The following is a 20,019-nucleotide window of genomic DNA, read 5'->3' on the forward strand; positions in this document are numbered from 1 at the left end:
TTGAACCGCCGGTAATCAGGCGACGGCCCTCACGGGCCGTTTTTCTCAAGTGAGACCCAAAAACATGGAACTCTAACACCAGGTGTGATAGTATAGAGTTGTAGAACCCAAAGCTACGGAGCAAAACAAGTGAGAATCTTCAAAAACAAGCCCTTCTCCCGGTTTGCTCGAAAGAATGGGATCACCGACGAGGACTTGTGTGAAGCCGTTCGACGGCTAGAAGAAGGAATCGTTGATGCAGACCTCGGTGGAGGCGTCATCAAGCAACGGGTGGCGCGTCCCAATGAAGGTCGGTCGAGTGGATTTCGAACGATCATTCTGGTCTGTATCGAAGAGCGAGCATTCTTCGTGTACGGCTTCTCTAAGAACCAGAGAGACAATATTCGTACGGATGAGTTGAAGGGCTTCAAGGAACTGGCGGCCCTCTTTGACAGCTACAGCGAAAGCCAGATCCAAGAAGCCGTAACGAGCGGCGCACTAATTGAGGTGAGATGCAATGAGCAAGACATACCGGAGTGACATTCTGGCCAGCATCCATGAGACCGTCTCCGATCTCAAGGAAGCCGGGCTGGTGGACAAGCGCACGATGAAGCGCTTCGATGAGCTCTGCCTGACTCCCGTCGAGGAGCTCTCCGCAGAGGACATCCGTAAAATTCGCCTCAAGAGCAAGGTCAGCCAAGCGGTGTTCGCGCGGTATCTGAATGTGAGCCCTGGCGTCATCAGCCAGTGGGAACGTGGCGAGAAATCTCCTTCCGGAGCGAGCCTGAAGCTCTTGACCGTGGTGCGGAAAAAAGGCTTAGAAACGATTGCTTAGCAATCGCACCCCCACCCCTCATTGGCATGGGCATCATTGACCCCCTACGAAGGGGTTGCTACCGGCGGTTCGCGCCGGTAGCTCAACAGGACAGAGCGGTTGTTTGACTGACGACCAGGTTGCGGGTTCGAGTCCCGTCCGGTGCACCACAAGTGGTGGGCACCGTCCCCGAAGACCAGCATAGCACCCCCTTCTTGGGCGTCAAGACGCCCATAAGCTATGACCCCCGCCCGGTGCGATTGAACTGATGTTCCCATTCGTCGAACTCGAAGCACCAGGGCGAAGCCTAAGGCCAATTCTCTTTGCATCCTTTCCAGTCTCCAGACCGTCTTGACGATACAGAAACACAGGAATACACTTGGGCGCATTGCCGCACCTACAGAAAACCGGAGACCCGTAGATGATCATTTCTTTACTCAACCAAAAGGGAGGCGTCGGCAAGACCACGCTCGCGCTGCACCTTGCCACTGCCCTCACCCAAGATGGCAACCGGGTTTTGGTCGTGGATGCAGACCCTCAAGGCAGTGCCCTCGATTGGGCCGCCAGCCGACAAGACCAACCCCCCTTCCGCGTCATCGGCCTACCCAAGCCCAACCTCCACAAAGAACTTCCCCTTCTTGCCCAGGACTATGACCATATCGTCGTGGATGGCCCGCCCCGGGTGTATGACGTGGCTCGCTCCGCTATCCTCGCCAGCAACGTCGTGCTGATTCCGGTGCAGCCATCGCCCTACGACGTTTGGGCCGCCAAAGAGATCGTCGAGCTCATCAAAGAGGCTTCCAGTTTTGCGGAAAACATGAAAGCCTTTTTTGTTGTAAACCGTAAAATCGTAAATACGGCCATCGGCAGGGATGTCACAGAGGCGCTTGGCGGCTACGACATCCCGACCCTAACCGCCTCTGTGAGCCAGCGGGTCGCTTTCGCCGAAAGTGCCGCCCAAGGCCAAACCGTCTTAGAAACCGACCCCACTGGCGTTGCCGCCAAGGAGGTCTTGACCCTTTGCAAAGAAATCCAGGAGAAAGCCAATGAGCAAGAAGGTATCCATCGCAACCAAGCCACTACCCGCCGCGCCGGTCACGGACGCTGACGCCTGGGTGAAAGCCCAGGAGGTCGAGACGGTGAAGCGTCTCACTCTCGATATCCCCGCCAGCCTTCACCAGCGCATCAAGGTGGCTTGCGCCATGCAGGATGTTCGTATGGTGGACGCCATCAAGGAGCTCCTCGAAGAGCGCTTCCCGAAGCTCTAATGCCGTGAAAAAGAAAGACCCGTTCCACTACACCAAAGCCGAGGTCCGATTCCTGGATCAGGTGGGCGAGATCCTCGACAACCCCGAGGCGGTGGAACGCGCCTATATGGCGCGGCAGCTGGTGCAATGCACCCTGCCGCACAGCGACCCCGGCGACAAGCCCGCCTGGGTTCGCACCAATGGCAACCTCAGCCTTGTTATCCGTCCCGGCTGGGACGCGCGAGGCAACAAATCAATCGGCTACCCCTATGGGTCTTTGCCACGCCTGGTGCTCTTCTGGCTGACCGCCGAGGCGGTCAAAACCCGCTCGCCGAAGATCGAGCTAGGGAACACCCTCGCCGAGTTCATGCGCGAGCTGGGGCTCTCCTGGAGCACCGGGGCAGGGCCGCGCAGCGACGCCAAGCGGCTCCGGGAGCAAATGAACCGGCTCTTTCGTGCCTCGATCAGCTTCGAGCAGAGCCTGGAGCGCCCCGATGGGGCGGAAGGCTCCCGCTGGCTGGATATGCGCGTCGCACCCAAAGGAGAGCTCTGGTGGGACCCGAAGATGCCGGAGCAGGGGGCTCTTTGGGGGAGCTGGGTGCAGCTCAGCCAAGAGTTCTTCGACGCCATTACCGCCGCGCCCGTGCCCCTCGATATGCGGGCTCTCAGAGCCCTCAAGAGGTCGCCTCTGGCGCTTGACCTCTACACCTGGGCTACTTACCGCACCTTCTCTGTCAGGAAGGCAGGGAAGGCCGTGACGGTGCCCTACAGAGCCCTCCAGGCGCAGCTGGGCACCAACTACGACCGGGAGAGGGACTTCAAGACCGCCCTCAAAGACGCTCTCTCCAAAGTGCAGCGGGTCTACCCGGCTCTCAAATGCGAAATGGAGGAGGGGGGGCTGACCATCCTTCCCGGCCAAACGGCCGTACGCGGCAAAGCCAAGGCCATCAAGCCTTCCGACGAGCCGCCCAAGGCTCTCCCAGTGGATCGCCATAGCCTCAAGCCCGAGACCTACCAGAAGGCGAGGGAAGCCGCTCCAGGCTACGACGTGCGCTACCTGGAGGAGCTATGGCGCGAATGGGTCTCTGGCAAGGGCATCCAAATCACCCACCCTGACGCCCATTTCCTGCGATTCTGCAAGACGCAGAAAAAGCTCAAGCCAAATCCATGACCGATCAACGCCTTAGGGCTGGTGAAGCGGTCGATTCGGGGCAGGGAAGTGCTTCATCCTCTTGCGGCGAGGCAAGCTCAAATCGACTGGTGAAACGGTCGCGGACATGGAATGTGGATAACTCAGTTATCACTGGTGAAACGGTCGCAGCTATCACTGGTGAAACGGTCGCGCGTGACTGGTGAAACGGTCGCGCCCTACTATATATCCTGTAGTTCTTACAGATAGAGAAGATTCCTGTAGCCCCATCCTGGGGAGAATCTTTTTTAATTTCTCTTTTTTGACCCCGGAGGGAGCATGACCGGACTGCGGGTCTCGCGCTGTAAAGGCCAGGCCCTCAAGGGTGGCTGCGCCAGCCTTGACAGCAGCCCCTTGTCCGGTTGAAGAGCTCTTAGGGGTTCAAAAGAAAACAACCCCAGGTGGGGCTGTTTCCATCAGGTCGTCTGGGAGCGAAGAGCTTTCTCGAAGCGTTTTTGCTCTGAATGGGGAGGGTAGCAGCTCCAAGTCCAACGGGTTCCCGTCCAGCGAGCGAGAAAAACAACTTGATCCTTTCCTCCACCCTTTCGGCGGGCTCCAGGCAGGATATAAGCCACCTCGAAATTTCCGTCGGGTGTTTTGCAGGAGGCGAAGCCATAGCCCTTGACCGTCGCCTCAAACTGGAACCACTGCCAAAGCTCAGGCCGCTCGATCCGCTCCCGAGGAGGCAGTGCCCCCCGCGGCTCATAAGGGTTGCGATCCACCAGGCCAAAGAATCGAGGCTCTTCAAAATACGCAATGCGCCAAAGTTCCAAGGGGCGACGGTTGGCCAGGAAAGCCATCACCATGCGCTTGTCTAGCGTCATCACTTCATCCGGTGTCGCAAAATCTCGTGCCACGACGCTCTGACCATAGTTCATCGAGGAGCCCTGCATCGACTCTGAAACGCCGCGCGTCGGGGCAATCTGAGTGTATTTCCCCATCATCCGAGAAACTTCCTCAGCTGTCGTCAACTCATTCACCGCCCAGAACAAAGTGACTCCGGCATTGCTCAAAAACGTCCGATATTCCTTGTCGTACAGGTTCTTCAGCTGGTCTAGGTTCTGAAGGATCGGACACATCTTCGCCCCATAGCCCCGACCCAGCGTAAAAGCTGTCTTGGCAATCGCAAGCTGGCCAAGGGCTGCAAATTCATCCAACAGGAATAGAACTGGAATATCCGGCTTCTGCCGTTCCGAGCTCATCATCGAGGCCAAGGCTTCACCCACCAGCAGGCGGAGCCATCGCCCGTGGCTGTCGAGATACTCAGTCGGCAAGATCAAATAGACCGTCACTGGCTTGCTCTTCAAGTCGAGCATGCTGAAGTCCGACGTCATCAGCGTCTCGCAGATGACCGACGAATTGAGAAAGGCCAGGTTGCTTTGGGCGGTCGAGATGACACCTGATCTTTCCTTGTCCGACTTCTGGCTCATCGCGTTGGCCGTTTCAGCAATGAACCGGCTCGGGCTTCCCGCCATCATTTCAAGAAGATCCTCAAAGTCGGCAGCTGATTGCCGCAGTAGTTCACGCACCCGTGGCAGGTTGCGTTGGGCGGGTGGCTCATGAACGCATACAAACGCGATCAACCCGGCAAGGAGCCCCTTCGCCTCGGTCGGCCAGAAGGGGTCTTGAGCGTTGCTGATAACGAGCGCATCGGCTATTCGCTGCACTTTGGCATCAAAATCACGGTCTTCTGGCCGGATGGCATCGAGCGGATTAAACCTGGCCGTCTTTTCGCCCAGCATCTCCCAAGGATCGAGAATGAAGGTCTCTTGCCCCCATTTCTCGCGCCGGGCTCGCGCGGTCATCGCGGCGTTTTCTCCCTTTGGATCGATGACGAACATCGACCCGCCATATTCCAGCAAGTTCGGGATGACAAAGCCAACCCCTTTCCCAGCACCCGTTGGAGCAAACACTAGCGCATGGCCGGAATCGTAGTAGCGGAAAAATCGTCCGCTACGTCGGCGCATCCCAATGACGATGCCCGAATGGGCTCCTTCTAAAACCGGAGCGTCCACCGGATCGCCAATTCCGAGTTCTTGCTCCTCTTGCTGAGACATCCACCGGGCAGAGCCCAGGATTCCGTCCCCTCCGTCGGGGATGCCTGGTATTGGGGTTCGAGGCTGAACACCTGAAACCACCCACCAAACAAACCAGATGAGCAAGGCGGGGCCTCCGAGGCCAATCAGCACACATGCACCACCGGTCATCCAGGATGCAATCTGACCTGGATCTTTGATCAGACCACTGAGGAACCCCGGCTTTCCTTGAGTTCGGAGTGTGAGCTCCAGCGCCAGGACGCTCAGCCCCGCCATTACGAGAGCGATCATGCCCCAACTCCAGAAGCAACCGGAGTAGCTTTTCTCTGGAGGCAGGAGACCGCCAGGCGGCAGTTCCGGAGGGGTTTTCGGGAACCCCCTAACGTCTACATCCGAGACGGGTGGCGGCACTACACGCGCCATTCCCATGCCTCCTTCACTTGCTCAACCTCGCGCCATCGCCACATCTTTGTGATAATTCTACGGTCGAAGACCACTATTTAGGTGCCGCTGCACTCGATCGTACGCTGGTCGTAGAATGCATCAAGATGTCATCGACCGATCCAATCCTTGACTTTAGGCAGAACCGCCTGCTGTTTCTGACTGTGCCCATCACCTTTCTGCTGGGTTTGGGCGGCGCATTGATTGCCTTCATGGTGTACCGACGAGCCCAACAAAGGCTTCAAGGATTGAGTGATGCAATCAACAACGCTTCGCCGAATGCAGACCAAACCATCCTTCGAAGCTACCAGGCTGAATGGCAACGCATGGATGCAAAAGCAAAGCTCGCCTGGAAGCATGTCTGGATTGGGCTCTTCGGGATTCCACTTGGTCTGGTGATGACCATGGCCAGCGGTGGTGGCCGCAAGCCCACCCATGAGGATCAGAGTAGCTGGACGGTCAAGCCAAGCAGCGCGTATGAGCGACGGAGCAACTCCGACAACAAGTAGAGCCGCCGCGCCAATGAAATCCGAGAGCGCTGGAGGAAGGAAGACCAATCCAGAAAGCTGATGATGCGGCTTGGTCTTGGCAAGTGGTGCCGCCTTTGCTATGGGTTCCCCCGTCTTCCGTAGTGGAGGCATTGTTGGGCGGCCACAGTTGCGCCAACAAACCGGACAGCAGGGAAGCCATCTACACCGTTGCGGAGCGTCATACGCCGGTCATGGAAACCTGCTAAGATAGATACAGGTGTCTGGAAATGGAGAAACGCAAGCCATGCGCGGTAATACCGCGCACCACCGCAAAGCAGATGGCTTGGCAAGGTGGGGAAGTCCCCCCGTTGCATCCCCCCTCGTGCCATCACGGCACGACCCCCCAGCCCCCATGGAGGGGGAGCGGCCACAACCCGACACCGGAAAGGGTCAGGTCATGGCACGAAAAGAACGCACTAGCGGCAGCGAAACCAGGCAGCGGACAGTCGTCCGAACCGTCCGGCTGACACCGGAGGAGGCTGCCCAGTTAGATGAGAAAGCCCGAGAGACCGGCATCACGGTCGGGGCTCTCATCCGCCACGCGGCTCTTTCCGTCCCGGTGCCACGGCGAAGCCGGCGGCCACCGGTGGAGCTGGAGACGTTGGGTCGCGTCCTCGGCCAGCTCGGCAAGATCGGCTCCAACATCAACCAGCTCTCGAAGCACGCCAACCAAGGTGGCGTTGGCTTCGATGATTGGCGCGTCCTGAAGAGCGAGATGGAGGCCATCGCGCAGGTCAGGGCGGCCATCATGTTCGCTATCGGCTTTGATGAGCGAGACCCCACCACCAAGGAGGGCAAGAGGGGCTCGTGATCATCAAAGGCACTGCCAGAACGAATCCCGACAACCTAGCCCGCCACCTTCTCAATCGGAAGGACAATGAGCGGGTCGCGGTCATCGGCAATCTCAATCTGGCTGTCCCCGATAGCGACGTCACAGGGGCTCTTCGGGAGATGGTGGCCATTGCCAAAGGCACCAACTGCGAGAAGCCCCTGTACCACGCGATCATCAGCCCCGAGCCTGGCGAGGCCATGGGGCCGGATGGGTGGGCGAAGTCCGTGGACGTTTTGGAGAAAGTCCTCGGTCTTCAAGACCACCAGCGCGTGGTTCTGCTCCATAAAAAGCAAGGCCGCGAGCACGTGCACGTGGTGTGGAACCGCGTCGATATCGACCGCATGAAGGCGGTCAGCATGTCCCACAACTACCGCAAGCACGAGCGAGCGGCTCGCATTTTGGAGCGCGTTCTTGGCCACGCCAAAACGCCAAGCAAGGCTCAGCGCCGCCAGGCCGAAAAGACGCCCGAGCGAGAGCCCGGCGATCCTGGCCCAGCACGAGGCGCTGAGAAACTCCGGACGCAGGACATCCGGAAAGTGGTCGAGAACGCGCCCAGGGAAGGGCTCAGCCACTTCGAGCACCAACGCCAAAAACGCCTTAACATCGATGAGAAGGCGGTTCGCCAGGTCGTCGCCACCGCATGGCGGGAGGCGGCCACCCCCGACGAGTTCAAGAAGAAGATCGAGGCATCTGGGATGCGTCTGGTGAACGGGGAGCGCGGTCCTCTTATCCTTGACGAGAGCGGGGGCTACCGGACGGTAGCCAGGTGCGTCAGCGGCCTCAAGGTGGAGGCCGCACGGCAGCGGCTAGGTGGCCTGGATCTTCCCAGCCTGGAAGATGGCCTTGCCCCCCTGCGAGAGCAGAAGGAAAGAGCCAGCGAAGGCGGCACCGGAGCCCCCACACCGCAGAAGGTCAAAGGCATGACCCAGGAAGCCGTGCGCGGAGCCCTTGGGGTTTCCAATCCACCTCCCGCACCGCCAGAGAAGGAGAAAGACAAGACGACCCACAAAGGGCGTGACTGGCGATCCTTCAAGCGGCAGCGCCGGAGGTCCGACCGGAACAGGGAGAAGGAGCCCGAGCGAGACCGTGATTTGGAGCGGTAAAACAGAAAACCGCAAATGAGGCGATACAGAATTCTTGGAGTTGTTTCTGGCTTGCTTGAATCGTTCAGTTAGATACAGTCGTCCTGATATCAAGTTGACGTCATTCTGGTGTCGCTGAGGAGTGCATGGACAAGGACAACGAGCGAACGACAGTGACTCTACGACTTCCGAAAAACCTGATTGCTCGGATTGATAGGTTACGAGCAGTGCAGCCCGTCAGCGTACCAAGAAACACTTGGATTGCCGAGGCTGTGGTCAAGCGTGTTCAAACAGAAAGTGGCCCAGAGATTATAGAGGAAGTCAAAAATGTCTGAATTGGTTTTCAAGGGCAAAGAGTTTGTTTACAACCATCATCTCTCCGTTCCGTTTCGGCCCTTGGTGCCCCATGTGGAGAAGGGAATTGGCCCGGTTGACCTCTCCGGCAACCTGATCATCCACGGGGACAATCTACACGCCCTCAAGGCTCTCTTGCCGATGTATGCGGGCAAGGTGGACTGCATCTTCATCGACCCCCCCTACAACACTGGAAACGAGGGCTGGTCGTACAACGACAACGTGAACAGTCCGATGATCCGCGAGTGGCTGGCATCAAACCCAATTGGAGTAGAGGATGGACTGCGCCACGATAAGTGGTGCGCGATGATGTGGCCACGCCTTCGATTGCTTCATGAGTTACTCGCGCCTTCTGGCGCAATGTTCGTCTGTATTGATGACAATGAAAGTCATCGTCTTGAGCTGATGCTGGAAGAGATCTTCGGTTCGGACTCAAGAGTTGGTAGGATCATTGCGAGGCTTAACCCGAAAGGGCGGCACCTTGATGAATTCGTTGCGAAAACTCACGAATATTTGTTGTGCTTTGTAAAGGATCCGGACTTGGCTGATTTGGGTGGCGTTCCAAAGGATGAGCGCATGCTTTCTGAATACAACGAGGAAGACGGGGGTGGCAAGTATCGAGCTTTAGGCTTGCGTAACAGGAATGCCGCATTCAATCCAGAAACTCGAAGCGGATTGTATTTTCCGATTTATGTGAATCCTAAGACGTGCGAAGTGTGGGCTGCTCAAAAAAACAATGAGGAAGTTGAAGAACCGCCGTCAGGGTTTACAGACGAAGTCTTGCCGCTCGATGGAAAGGGCGAACCCACCTGCTGGACATGGAACCCTGCGAAGGTCAAGAGGGACAATCACCTTCTGTTCGCAAGGAAGACCAATGAAGGAGAGTGGCGTGTGTTTCGAAAAGACTACATGCTGAGTGCTGATGGCGAAGAACCTTCAACGAAAGCTAAAACAATCTGGCTTGATGCGGAATTTAATATGGACGCTGGGCGAAAGCATCTTAATGAGGTGATGGGCCGAAAGATGTTTGATTTCCCAAAACCCGTTCCATACATCGAACGCGCTCTTGAACTTATCCAAAATCCAGACTGTCTGGTTTTAGATTCATTTGCAGGCTCAGGATCCACCGCTGAGGCTGTCTTGAGGCTCAACCATTCGGATGGCGGCTCAAGGCGGTTCATTTTGGTTGAAATGGAAGACTATGCTGACCAACTAACCGCAGAGCGAGTTCGGCGAGTGATACAAGGATACAAAGGCGGGAAGACAGAGAAAACCGAACTATTTAAGCAAAAGCTGAACTGGCGAAGTATCAAGAATTCTAGTGAATGGATTGGTAAGGCGGAGGCTATTGAGGGGAGTCTATTCACCGACAGATACACAAAGATCAAAAAGGAAATTAGAGACGGTGAACTTGTAATTATCGGTGAGACGGCAAGTCAAGAAAGAGTCGATGGGCTTGGCGGAAAATTCACCTTTTGCACGCTTGGTGACCCCGTGGAGCTCGACAAAGTGTTGAGTGGAGAGACACTCCCGCCTTATGAGGGTTTGGGATCAGCTCTCTTCCATATGGCTACCAACCGCGCAATCGACGCCGGTATTGTACGTGAAGATGACTTCTATTTAGGCTCAACGGAGGGTCAGCACGTTTGGCTGATCTACAGACCTGATCTTGAATGGCTCAAGTCGCCGGAGGCTGCTCTTACGCTGGCACGAGCAAAGGCTTTTGCTGAGATTGATCCGAATAAGAAGCATCTCGTCTTCGCCCCGGCACGCTTTGTCAGTCAGAAGATGCTGGCCGAGCAGAAGATCCCTGTTGAGTTTGTGCCGTTACCTTTCGCGCTCTACCGAATTGATCGGAGCTGAACCATATGTTTCGTCAGCTCGACTATCAAGATCGCGTCCTATCGACGCTTGACGCCTACTTAGAGCTCCTGAAGGAGAAGAAGAAGAACGCCGATGAGGTCGCGGCGTTCATCGCTTCAAAGCCTAACCTCACTCTTTCAATTCCTGACTTTGCCAAAGAGGCATGGGAGGGGCTGAAAGGGATTGGTCGCCTTCCTCAGTCCCGGTCGGATATTCCGTTTTCGCCTCGGGTTGATGGCTGTGGCCGATCGGTTCCAAACGTTGTTCTAAAGGTACCAACGGGCGGAGGAAAGACCTGGATCGCGGTCTCGTCGCTGTCGCGTGTGTTGGGCAGATTTTTAGAGCAGAACACGGGCTTTGTTTTGTGGGTGGTGCCTACCGAGGCCATTTATACGCAGACGCTCAAGCATCTGAGAAACCGCGAGCATCCCTACCGGCAGGCTCTCGACCGTGCAGCGGCTGGCCGTGTGAAAATCCTAGAGAAAACGGACACCTTGAACGCCAGGGATGTTGAAGCGAACCTTTGCGTGATGCTCTTGATGCTCCAGTCCGCGAATCGGGAGACACAGGAATCTCTCAAGATGTTCCAGGATCGAGGCGACGTACATGGCTTCTTTCCTCCGGAAGGGGAACAACAGGCGCACCAGGCGGCCATCAAGAAGACGCCGAACCTCACTGCCTACCAAGGGCTGTTTCCGATGGTGAAGGACTCCCTCGGGAATGCGCTTCGCATCATTCGCCCAGTGGTGGTGCTCGATGAGGGGCACCGGGCAATGTCGGAGCTTGCTTTCAAGACGCTCTATAGCTTCAACCCTTGCTTTGTATTGGAGCTCACCGCGACGCCTCAGGATATTCAGCCTAAGGGAGGCAGTAATCCTCGTGAGGGACGATACTCGAACGTACTGGTGGAGGTCACCGGTAAGGAGCTGGACCGAGAAGGCATGATCAAAATGCCGCTTAACCTGGATCCGAGGCAGGGGAGTGACTGGAAAGCTACACTCAATGCCGCCCTGACCCGCCTGAACAGTATAGATGCGGATGCTAAAAAGCTCCGTTCGGAGACAGGCCGCTACATTCGCCCCATCATGCTCGTGCAGGTCGAACGAACGGGGAATGACCAACGGGAAAGTGGACACATCCATGCCGAGGACGTCAAGGAGTGGCTGTTGACGGCCGGATTTGATGAGGCAGAAATCGCGATCAAAACGGCCCAGCAAAATGATCTGAGATTGACCGAGAACGAGGACTTGCTTTCGCCTACAAACCGGGTTCGGGCCATTATCACGAAGCAGGCCCTGCAAGAGGGATGGGACTGCCCATTTGCCTACGTTCTTTGCAGCCTGTCGGCGAGTTCGAACTTGAAGGCCATGACCCAGCTCGTCGGGCGCATTCTTCGCCAGCCTGGTGCCCAAAAAACCGGGATCGAGGCTCTTGATGAGTGCCACGTCATCACCCACTATGCAGACACCGCCTCGGTTGTCGCGGCAATCAAGAGCGGCCTTGAGCAAGACGGCCTCGGGGACCTGGTTCTGCACGTTGTCCAAGACGATAAGGCGGTTGCTGGAAAGACGGTCCGCTCTATCCAGCGGCGTCCAACGTTTGCAAAAACCGAAATCTATCTCCCCAAGGTGATGAAGATCGAGGGCGGCCTTGCTCGGGAGTTGGACTATGAGATGGATATTCTCTCCTCCATCGACTGGCGAGACTTCGATCCGAAGGAGATCGCGGAAGGAGTTCCGCTGAACGCCCAGGCGGCTGAAAATCAGCTGCAAAGGATCATGCTTTCGGATGACGGTGAGGAGCTCTTTGCCACTGAGAGGGTCGCGCAGAACGTTGAAGACCTCGCCTTTGATCCGGCTCACGCCTGCCGGATGATCTCTGACATTGTGGTGAATCCCTTCGTGGGGCGCGGAATCGTCGGAGACATGATGGTGGCTCTCCGGGGTAGGGGCTTTGATGATGGAAAGATGGGGCAGCTCTCAAGCCTGATCGTGGAAGAGCTCCGGAAGGGTTTGGATGCGGAAAGAAACAGACGAGCAGAGGCCCTCTTCAAGGCCCAGGTGGCTGCTAGCACCATTCAATTCCGGCTTCGCCTTGATGGCCGAAACTGGCGTATGCCAATGACTGTGCAAACCACGGAGCAAGAGAACGGGCGTCAGTTGGTCAATCGAGCAGGAGGGCCGTTAGAGAAGAGCCTGTTTGCCCCGATGTATGAAAACGAATTCAACGGGGACGAACGGGATGTCGCGGTCTACCTCGACGGCGAGAAGACGCTTCTTTGGTGGCACCGCAACGTTGCCCGAACGCAGTATGGGATCCAAGGCTGGAAGAAAGCGAAAATCTATCCTGACTTCATCTTTGCTGCCCAACGGGAAGGGGCCGGAACGCGGTTAACTGCCCTCGAAACCAAGGGGGATCAGCTCGACAACTTGGACACTGCCTACAAGCGGGACGCCCTGGCGTTCCTCTCGCTAAACTTCAAATGGGATGATGTCACGCCCGTCGGAGCGCTAGAGCTCGTCAATGAAGGTGAGACGGTCGAGGGCACCCTGATACTGATGAGCGAGTGGCGAGCACAACTACCGTCATATTTGGAGTAAACAGAAGACTATGAGCACCGAGCATGCAATCCTCCTTGAACACTGCAACAGCGTGGACAAGGCTGACTTCAAGATCGTAAACGGGTGCCTGAACATCAAATACGGCCCTAACGGAGTCGGAAAGAGCACCCTTGCAAAAGCACTCGCGCTATACACGAAAGGTGAAGCCCTTGACAATCTTCTGCCGTTTAAACATCGCGCGAGCGAAACTCCGCCTGTTCCCTCGATAACAGGCGCAGACTTCTTTTCCTCAATATGTGTCTTTAACGAGGAGTATGTCTCCCAGTTCGTGTTTCAGCAAAATGAGGTTGTCAGAAATAGTTTCAATATTTTCGTAAAAACCGCAGACTATGACCAAGCGATGGATGACCTCAATGCCCTTTTGCTGGGCGTTCGCAAGGCGTTTTCCAACAACGAAGGCATTGATCAAGCTCTCAAAGACCTCAGCGAATTAAGGGACGCTATCTCTGTGACCAACAAGGGGGAGATTTCCAAAAGCAGTAAAATCTATAAAGCATTTGGATCAGGAAATAAGATCGAAAACATTCCCGCAACTCTGACGGGTTTTGAGCTCTTTCTGAAGAGCGATCAGCCTTCAAAGTGGATTGAGTGGCAGACAAAGGGCAACAGCTATCTAGCCCTCGGTGACCAATGCCCTTACTGCGCAAAGGAGATGAAGACGACGTCCGAAAAGGCAGTCGCCCTCGCAGTCGCAAAGGAGTATGATGCGCCCAGCATCAACCACTTGAACGCTATAAAAGCAGTTCTGGAGCGGCTAGGTAACTACTTCAGCGATGACTGCCAGAAGCTTGTGGAACAGGTGATCAAAGCGAAGACCAGCCTCTCAATAGAACAAGAAGAGTTCTTGAAGAACCTCAAATCGAATATTGAGACGCTCATCGCGAAGCTAAACAATCTCAGAAATATTTCGTTCTTCACGCTGCGCGACGTTGAAAAACTGTCGGACCAGATCGGCCAGCTGAGGTGTGACTTGACCCTCATGGACAAGGTCAACTCAGAGGCAACACGATCTGTGGTTGATCCTCTAAACGCCCAGCTCGACGAGCTGATGAAGCAAATCGGTCCCCTTCAGGGATCCATTAACAAACAGAGAGACCGAATTAGAGATGCGATCACGGGTAATGAAGCAAGCATCAACGGCTTCTTAAAGTCAGCAGGTTACAAATACGCGGTTCGGATTGTCTCCGATTCAGATAGCTATCGTATGGAGCTCGTTCATGAAGACTACGCGGAGCACATACAAGGAGCTGGGAATCACCTGAGCTATGGGGAAAAGAACGCGTTCGCTCTCGTTCTCTTCCTTCACCAAGTTCAAAGCGAAAAGCCTGATCTGGTCGTTCTTGATGATCCGATTTCTTCCTTCGACCAGAACAAAAAATTCGCCATTCTCAATGAGCTATTTCGTGGGAAAGCCAGCTTAAAGAGCATGACCACTCTGATGCTGACTCATGACCTTGAACCGGCGATTGATATGATCCGCAGTACACGGCTGTTTGAGGGAGCGCATCCGAGAGTCTCATTCCTCACATATCGGAAGGGTGTCGTGGAAGAGCGTCCAGTCACCAAGGATGACATCCAAACGTTTGCTAGCATCTGCAAGCAAAACATCACTCGGCTTAATGAGCCGATCCTCAAGGCTATCTACTTGAGACGTCATTTCGAGATTCTCGATGTGGTAGGGCTGGAATACAATTTGTTGGCCAGTCTATTCAAAGGACGCACAGTACCAACCATACGCGAGTGCGGCGCAGATCGTGATATGACCCCTGAGGAGAAGGATCGAGCAGAGGAAACCATACGGAGCCTTATTCCGGAATTCTGCTATGACGGCTTGCTTGTTACGGTGAATGACCGCGCCGCGCTTCGACAAATGTTCGATGACACATCTGTAGGGTATGAAAAGTTACAGCTGTTTCGCTTAATTAAGGGAGAAGCTAGTAAAGAGAAGCCGGAGGGTGATGTGGTGGCGAAATTCGTTAACGAGACTTATCATATCGAGAACGAATATGTAATGCAGCTAAATCCGCATTTCTTCGACCCCGTGCCGGAATATGTTGTCGAGGTGTGCGTTCAGGTATTGACTGATAACCGGGTGTAGGTCTGTGAGCTGGAAGTGGCGGAAGCTTCTTTGCTTCCGCCCGGATCACCCCTTTCTAAGTTCAAATGTGCGCCCCATGCTGTTCTGGATGACCCACCCTCGGCGACGAAGCCAAGACTGAACCTCCCGGATCGTGGTGTGGTCAGCATCCTTCATGGAAACATCCAGCGCGTTGTTGTTACTTCGCGCTTTGGACTCAAGTTCCTTGCCGATAGCCTCAACCAGGTGAGACTTGAGTTGCTTCCCAACATGATCAGCGAAGCGCTTAGGGTCGGTGAACTTCATGCCGCGTGGTACTCCCGCCAAGGGATGCACTCCATTGGCACTCTTGAGAGAAAGTGCACGATGTCCCTTCTACCGTAGTAGGTGGGCACTCCCCTATGGTCTTGGGCCATCAAGATGATGGGGACACCCGGAAACTGAGGCGCGAAGCTGCGCTGTGCATCACGGGCAGTGAAGCTGTTTTGAATGACATGAGGCTTCACGACGACGATTCCGAAGGTCACACCTTGCTCGGTGACCAGAGCTCCTTGAAAGTTCATGATGTTATCGATCCCCGCACGGCGGGTTGTAGGCAGTCCGGACTTGCTTCTCAAACGCGCAGCGCTGAGATTCAGTCCAGTTCGGGGTGTAAAGCACCGCAACCGACAGCGGCAGCCCTTGCCTGCTCCACTGGTCTTTGCGGTCGTGGTAGGACAGACGGGACTTCAGCCCGCCCGCCTGCCCAACGTCGAGGACGCGATACCTCTGACTCTGTTGAAGGCCGAGGATCGCGTAGATGCCCCCTTGTTCCCGAACCTGACTCAGGTCGGTGAAGGGGCCTTGGAATGATTGATTTGAGATGTTGATTCCCATGAGTTCACCGGGTGGTCTCCCACCTTCATTATGTCATGACGGCACACGGTGAGAAAAAGGTGCGTGCGAAATACAAACAGTCAGCAACTTTGACATCTCGGACTGCGTCCATAGCTGTGGAGCTATGACCAGACCATGATTCGAGAAGCTGAGTTTTACGAAGAGCTTGGACGCCGAATCAATGCCACTCGCAAACAGCGTGGGTTGACCCAAGAGGAGCTCGCAGACCGCGTGGGTCTCACCAGAACCTCGATTACCAACATCGAGAAGGGGCGGCAGAAAGTGCTCTCGCATCTGCTCGTCGAACTTAGCGACGCGCTGAATGTCTCTTTGCACGACCTATTGCCAAATCCCGACGCCGAGGCAAGGGCGCTACAGGCGATGCCGCCAATCGCCCGTGACTGGATTCAAAAGACGGTCGGCTCCAGGAGCTCACAATGATTCGCCGCAAATACATTCGACAAACCGTAAGCCAGCTCTTGAAAGCCCATGGGATCAGCGAGGCTCCAGTGGATGTGGTCGCTCTCGCGAGCGATATGGGGATCGAAGTGTTGCCGACCGAAGCCGACGATTCCTTGTCAGGGTTCCTTTTCCGGGGTGAAGGCGGCCAGCAACCCGTGATCGGAGTCAACTCGGCTCATCATGCTCGTCGGCAGAGATTCACCATCGCCCATGAATTAGGCCATTACGTCCTCCATGGCGCCGAGAAAGTCCACTATGACGACAAATCGAGGGGCTTCCAGGTTCACCTGCGCAGCGCTGTTTCGGCAGAAGGCAGTGACCGGCTCGAAGTTGAAGCCAATGCCTTCGCCGCTGAACTGCTGATGCCTGCGGCCTTTCTTGAGAGGGACTTAGAAAATGTATCTCACATAGACGTGGTGGACGAAGACCCGATCTTCAATGAGTTGGTCGAGAAGTATGGGGTCAGCAAACGGTCGATGACCCTTCGGCTCTCCCACCTGGGATACGTTTCCGACATCCCTTAGGGGTGTTCGATAATGAACGCCGCATGATGGCCAGTTACGGCCAGAGCTCCGATCCCGTGCCACCACTTCCCTTCCTGTGGACTGCGAAGCCCGATGATGAGGCGATACACGTAGAAGGGGCCAGGATCGACTAGCCAATCGATTTGGCCGACGACCGCCCACACCTTTTTGGGTGAATGTCTTGTTTGGAAAAGCGTCCAGGAGCAGTCTCTCAGCTCCCCTAAGAGCCGGTATCCATCGGCGCTATATAAAGCAGCCCTAAAACCCGCGCCGAGGCCGACGGGGCCGGGCGGGCGATACGGGTCCACCATCGGACTTCCCTTTCTTCCCTTCTTCAGGACGGCCTTGACTCTGACGAGCCTGAGCGCGAGCGAGCATCCCGGCGATCACGTCGTTTCCGAGCTCGATGGCAATATCAAGCGGGGTCGGCCCTACCCTGCCCTGCCGCGCGAAGACATCCGCACCTTCTTCTATAAGGAGGCGAACAATCGCCGGATTCTGGATCTTCACCGCTAGGTGAAGTGGGGTCATCCCGCTCTTGCATCGGCGGGAGTCCACGCTCATTCCCCACTCAAGCATCTTTTTGACCCGCCACACCTTCCCTGATAGGACGGCGCGGTGAATTGGAAGCAGCCTATCGTCTTTCATGGTCCACCCCCAAAGAAGAGGTCTCCAACGTAACCGCCCATCATCCCGCTCACCGCCGCCAAGAAGCCGATCAGGGCGACGACCACGGGGCGGGTCAAACGAGCCTCCGCATGGAGAGCCCGCACAATCGAGAGCTGAAGCTCAGCGATCTTGACGCGGTGCCGGTAGAGGTCTAATGAGTCGGGGTCTATCGCGTCCGGGTCGTTGCCCAGGTCGGAGAGCGTCCGGCTGAGGAGCCGAGTAGTCCCTTCTAGAATCTTCTCACGCTTTGCTCTCTTGTCACGTCCAAACATAGGGGCACCTCCTTCGGACTCTGTAAGATCATCTTATCAATCAATAGTTAATAAAGAATTACAGAAAAGCGCAAATACAGAAAGCAGCCCCACCCCCTCATTGAAAACCTCTTTTCTTGCTCCCAACGGCTTCCTTTTATCGTCTGTTTATGCGAGCGTATGAATCCCATACGTCCGTTTAGGAATAATACACCCGTGAAATTCGTCGCCTATTACCGCGTTTCAACCGACCGCCAGGGCAAGTCCGGGCTCGGTTTGGATGCCCAGCGAGAGGCCGTCTTGAGTTTCGCCACCAGTCGAGGTGGGGTGGTCGTCGAAGAGTTCACGGAGATTGAGAGCGGAAAGCGCAATGACCGGCCCCAGTTGGCCGCAGCTCTGGCAGTAGCAAAAGCTCAGGGCGCAACCCTTGCCATCGCAAAGCTGGATCGTCTTGCCCGCAACGTGGCGTTCATCGCAAATCTCATGGAAGGTGGAGCGGACTTCGTGGCGGTGGATATGCCCCAGGCGAACCGGCTCACTCTGCATATCCTGGCTGCCGTGGCCGAGCACGAGCGAGAGATGATCTCGAAGCGCACCCGCGAGGCACTCAAAGCCGCCAAAGCGCGTGGCGTTCGCTTAGGCAACCCCGATCCTCTGCCCGCCCAGCGTCTAGGAACCGCCGCCAACCAGGTTCGCGCCGACGAGTTCCGTGCCACCGTCAGACCCCTCGTGCTTCAACTTCGCCGTTCGGGGCTCAGCTATCGGCAGATCGCCAACGAGCTCAATCGCCGTGCCGTCCGGAGCGCCCATGCCAAGCAGTGGTATGCCGCCCAGGTGCGTGCTGTCCTTCTGATGGAGTCTCCCACTGACCAGGCTGATCCGTTGAAGAAATCTGTGACCGCGTAAACCTGCTTTTCTGTGTTTGCGTGCAAGGCTCAGGGCATTCCGAGCCGCATCTTCCCTGCTCTTATCCTGGCCAGGATTCTTTGTTCCTGGTTGTAGGGAATCGCCGCGAGGCTCTTTACTGAGCCCGGTTCGTTCGCCCCTTCCCTTTTCGTTGCAGGGACACCCATTCGCCCTGTTTCCTTCCGCCCGTTATAGCGCCGTCGCCCGGCATCCAGGCGCAACCCACTAAAGGGGTCTTTCCACTTCGTGCCGCCCTTCGGGTGCGCCTTCCGGATCGCCGTCGCCTTTTGGGCCTCAGCAGGGCCGCATGGGCGGCCCCGGCAACGAGAAGGAGCAAACTGATGAACCAACCTCAAGATCAGCGCGGCGACGTTTACACCCAGATCACGAACAAGATCATCCAGGCCATCGAGGCGGGAGCGGCCAAATTCGAAATGCCCTGGCACCGAGCCACCACCGCCAACGCCAGGCCGACCAACGCGGTCACGAACCGACACTACAACGGGGTCAACATCCTGGCTCTGTGGGCGAGCGGCCAGATCGGAGGCTTCAGCACGAACATCTGGGCCAGCTACAAGCAATGGCAGGAGATAGGCGCACAAGTCCGCAAGGGCGAGAAAGGCTCGATGGTCGTGTTCTACAAAGAGCTAGAGACGACCGAAGCGGGCGAGCAAGGCGAAGAACGCGAGCGGTCGATCTGGATGGCCAAACCGAGCATCGTCTTCAACGCAACCCAGGTGGACGGCTACGAGCTCCCCGAGACGCCTCAGGCCGACCAGACCGAAGTGATCGAGGAGGCCGAAGCCTTCGTGAACGCCACCGGGGCAGCCGTGCACCACGGGGGATGCCGAGCCTTCTATCGCCCGAGCACCGACAGCATCCACATGCCAGACCGAACCCTCTTCATGGGGACCAAATCCTCCTCCCCCACCGAAGCCTACTACTCCACCCTCTTCCATGAGCTGACGCACTGGACGGGTGCGGAAAGCCGCCTCAACCGCGAGATGGGCAAGAGGTTTGGCGACCAAGCCTATGCCGCCGAAGAGCTTGTGGCCGAACTGGGAGCCGCCTTCCTTTGCGCCGACCTCAAAATCACCCCCGAACCCCGTGAAGACCACGCCAGCTACATCGACCACTGGCTGGAGCTCCTCAAGTCGGACAAGCGGGCAATCTTCCACGCCGCCGCCAGGGCCAGCGAGGCCGTCAGCTTCTTGAACCGCCGGTAATCAGGCGACGGCCCTCACGGGCCGTTTTTCTCAAGTGAGA

At 56.4% G+C, this 20,019-nt stretch carries 20 protein-coding genes and 1 tRNA gene; 16 read left to right on the forward strand and 5 right to left on the reverse strand.

The features are described from left to right. Window positions 1-129: 129 nt before the first annotated feature. From ACJ2PR_RS29750 to ACJ2PR_RS29775, 6 genes are all read left to right on the forward strand, one after another. The gene (locus ACJ2PR_RS29750) at window positions 130-519 is read left to right on the forward strand and encodes a type II toxin-antitoxin system RelE/ParE family toxin (RefSeq protein WP_446879696.1); all 390 of its coding nucleotides are present in this window, start codon (window positions 130-132) and stop codon (window positions 517-519) included. After that, the gene (locus tag ACJ2PR_RS29755) at window positions 497-814 is read left to right on the forward strand and encodes a helix-turn-helix domain-containing protein (protein ID WP_446879697.1); all 318 of its coding nucleotides are present in this window, start codon (window positions 497-499) and stop codon (window positions 812-814) included. The genes ACJ2PR_RS29750 and ACJ2PR_RS29755 overlap by 23 nt, the downstream gene beginning before the upstream one ends. A gap of 71 nt (window positions 815-885) precedes the next feature. Continuing rightward, window positions 886-963, forward strand: a tRNA-Val gene (locus ACJ2PR_RS29760). Between the two features lie 251 nt (window positions 964-1,214). Next, entirely contained in the window at window positions 1,215-1,901 is a 687-nt protein-coding gene (gene parA / locus ACJ2PR_RS29765) for a ParA family partition ATPase (protein WP_446879698.1), read from the forward strand. Between the two features lie 31 nt (window positions 1,902-1,932). Next, complete coding sequence (locus tag ACJ2PR_RS29770; RefSeq protein WP_446879699.1) at window positions 1,933-2,061, forward strand: hypothetical protein; 129 nt, start codon at window positions 1,933-1,935, stop codon at window positions 2,059-2,061. 4 nt (window positions 2,062-2,065) lie between these two features. Further along, complete coding sequence (locus ACJ2PR_RS29775; RefSeq protein WP_446879700.1) at window positions 2,066-3,211, forward strand: replication protein RepA; 1,146 nt, start codon at window positions 2,066-2,068, stop codon at window positions 3,209-3,211. Between the two features lie 434 nt (window positions 3,212-3,645). On the opposite strand, the gene ACJ2PR_RS29780 is transcribed toward ACJ2PR_RS29775, so the two are convergent. Next, window positions 3,646-5,556 carry a type IV secretory system conjugative DNA transfer family protein gene (locus ACJ2PR_RS29780; protein ID WP_446879701.1) on the reverse strand — a complete coding sequence of 637 codons (1,911 nt, stop codon included), beginning with the start codon at window positions 5,554-5,556 and terminating at the stop codon, window positions 3,646-3,648. A gap of 257 nt (window positions 5,557-5,813) precedes the next feature. Between ACJ2PR_RS29780 and ACJ2PR_RS29785 the strand changes: the two genes are divergently transcribed. The 6 genes from ACJ2PR_RS29785 to ACJ2PR_RS29810 all read left to right on the forward strand — a co-directional run bounded on the left by ACJ2PR_RS29785 (window position 5,814) and on the right by ACJ2PR_RS29810 (window position 15,086). Next, the gene (locus ACJ2PR_RS29785; protein WP_446879702.1) at window positions 5,814-6,215 is read left to right on the forward strand and encodes a hypothetical protein; all 402 of its coding nucleotides are present in this window, start codon (window positions 5,814-5,816) and stop codon (window positions 6,213-6,215) included. A gap of 418 nt (window positions 6,216-6,633) precedes the next feature. Then, on the forward strand, window positions 6,634-7,047 hold the full coding sequence (locus tag ACJ2PR_RS29790) for a plasmid mobilization protein (RefSeq protein ID WP_446879703.1): 414 nt from the start codon (window positions 6,634-6,636) through the stop codon (window positions 7,045-7,047). Then, the gene (locus tag ACJ2PR_RS29795; RefSeq protein WP_446879704.1) at window positions 7,044-8,171 is read left to right on the forward strand and encodes a relaxase/mobilization nuclease domain-containing protein; all 1,128 of its coding nucleotides are present in this window, start codon (window positions 7,044-7,046) and stop codon (window positions 8,169-8,171) included. Before ACJ2PR_RS29790 ends, ACJ2PR_RS29795 begins: the two co-directional genes overlap by 4 nt. Window positions 8,172-8,477: 306 nt before the next feature. Beyond that, complete coding sequence (locus ACJ2PR_RS29800) at window positions 8,478-10,367, forward strand: site-specific DNA-methyltransferase (protein WP_446879705.1); 1,890 nt, start codon at window positions 8,478-8,480, stop codon at window positions 10,365-10,367. Window positions 10,368-10,372: 5 nt separating this feature from the next. Continuing rightward, on the forward strand, window positions 10,373-12,967 hold the full coding sequence (locus tag ACJ2PR_RS29805) for a DEAD/DEAH box helicase (protein ID WP_446879706.1): 2,595 nt from the start codon (window positions 10,373-10,375) through the stop codon (window positions 12,965-12,967). A 10-nt stretch (window positions 12,968-12,977) separates the two neighbouring features. After that, complete coding sequence (locus ACJ2PR_RS29810; RefSeq protein ID WP_446879707.1) at window positions 12,978-15,086, forward strand: AAA family ATPase; 2,109 nt, start codon at window positions 12,978-12,980, stop codon at window positions 15,084-15,086. 45 nt (window positions 15,087-15,131) lie between these two features. On the opposite strand, the gene ACJ2PR_RS29815 is transcribed toward ACJ2PR_RS29810, so the two are convergent. Both ACJ2PR_RS29815 and ACJ2PR_RS29820 read right to left on the reverse strand, forming a co-directional pair. Next, window positions 15,132-15,371 (reverse strand): hypothetical protein, encoded by a 240-nt coding sequence (locus ACJ2PR_RS29815; protein ID WP_446879708.1) that lies wholly within the window; start codon window positions 15,369-15,371, stop codon window positions 15,132-15,134. A gap of 261 nt (window positions 15,372-15,632) precedes the next feature. Next, the gene (locus tag ACJ2PR_RS29820) at window positions 15,633-15,941 is read right to left on the reverse strand and encodes a hypothetical protein (protein ID WP_446879709.1); all 309 of its coding nucleotides are present in this window, start codon (window positions 15,939-15,941) and stop codon (window positions 15,633-15,635) included. Between the two features lie 135 nt (window positions 15,942-16,076). Here ACJ2PR_RS29820 and ACJ2PR_RS29825 point away from each other — a divergent pair, with 135 nt between their 5' ends. Together ACJ2PR_RS29825 and ACJ2PR_RS29830 are read left to right on the forward strand one after the other, a co-directional pair. Further along, window positions 16,077-16,382: a helix-turn-helix domain-containing protein gene (locus ACJ2PR_RS29825; RefSeq protein ID WP_446879710.1), complete on the forward strand. Its 306-nt coding sequence runs from the start codon at window positions 16,077-16,079 to the stop codon at window positions 16,380-16,382. Then, entirely contained in the window at window positions 16,379-16,927 is a 549-nt protein-coding gene (locus ACJ2PR_RS29830) for an ImmA/IrrE family metallo-endopeptidase (RefSeq protein ID WP_446879711.1), read from the forward strand. The genes ACJ2PR_RS29825 and ACJ2PR_RS29830 overlap by 4 nt, the downstream gene beginning before the upstream one ends. A gap of 258 nt (window positions 16,928-17,185) precedes the next feature. Here ACJ2PR_RS29830 and ACJ2PR_RS29835 read toward each other — a convergent pair whose 3' ends face one another. Both ACJ2PR_RS29835 and ACJ2PR_RS29840 read right to left on the reverse strand, forming a co-directional pair. Continuing rightward, window positions 17,186-17,575 carry an ankyrin repeat domain-containing protein gene (locus ACJ2PR_RS29835; protein ID WP_446879712.1) on the reverse strand — a complete coding sequence of 130 codons (390 nt, stop codon included), beginning with the start codon at window positions 17,573-17,575 and terminating at the stop codon, window positions 17,186-17,188. Further along, complete coding sequence (locus tag ACJ2PR_RS29840; protein ID WP_446879713.1) at window positions 17,572-17,868, reverse strand: hypothetical protein; 297 nt, start codon at window positions 17,866-17,868, stop codon at window positions 17,572-17,574. Before ACJ2PR_RS29840 ends, ACJ2PR_RS29835 begins: the two co-directional genes overlap by 4 nt. 195 nt (window positions 17,869-18,063) lie before the next feature. Between ACJ2PR_RS29840 and ACJ2PR_RS29845 the strand changes: the two genes are divergently transcribed. Both ACJ2PR_RS29845 and ACJ2PR_RS29850 read left to right on the forward strand, forming a co-directional pair. Beyond that, window positions 18,064-18,753 carry a recombinase family protein gene (locus tag ACJ2PR_RS29845; protein ID WP_446879714.1) on the forward strand — a complete coding sequence of 230 codons (690 nt, stop codon included), beginning with the start codon at window positions 18,064-18,066 and terminating at the stop codon, window positions 18,751-18,753. 341 nt (window positions 18,754-19,094) lie between these two features. Further along, window positions 19,095-19,979, forward strand: coding sequence for an ArdC family protein (locus tag ACJ2PR_RS29850; RefSeq protein ID WP_446879715.1), 885 nt, complete (start codon window positions 19,095-19,097; stop codon window positions 19,977-19,979). Window positions 19,980-20,019: the final 40 nt, after the last annotated feature.

The organism is Phormidesmis sp. 146-33, from assembly GCF_052939515.1.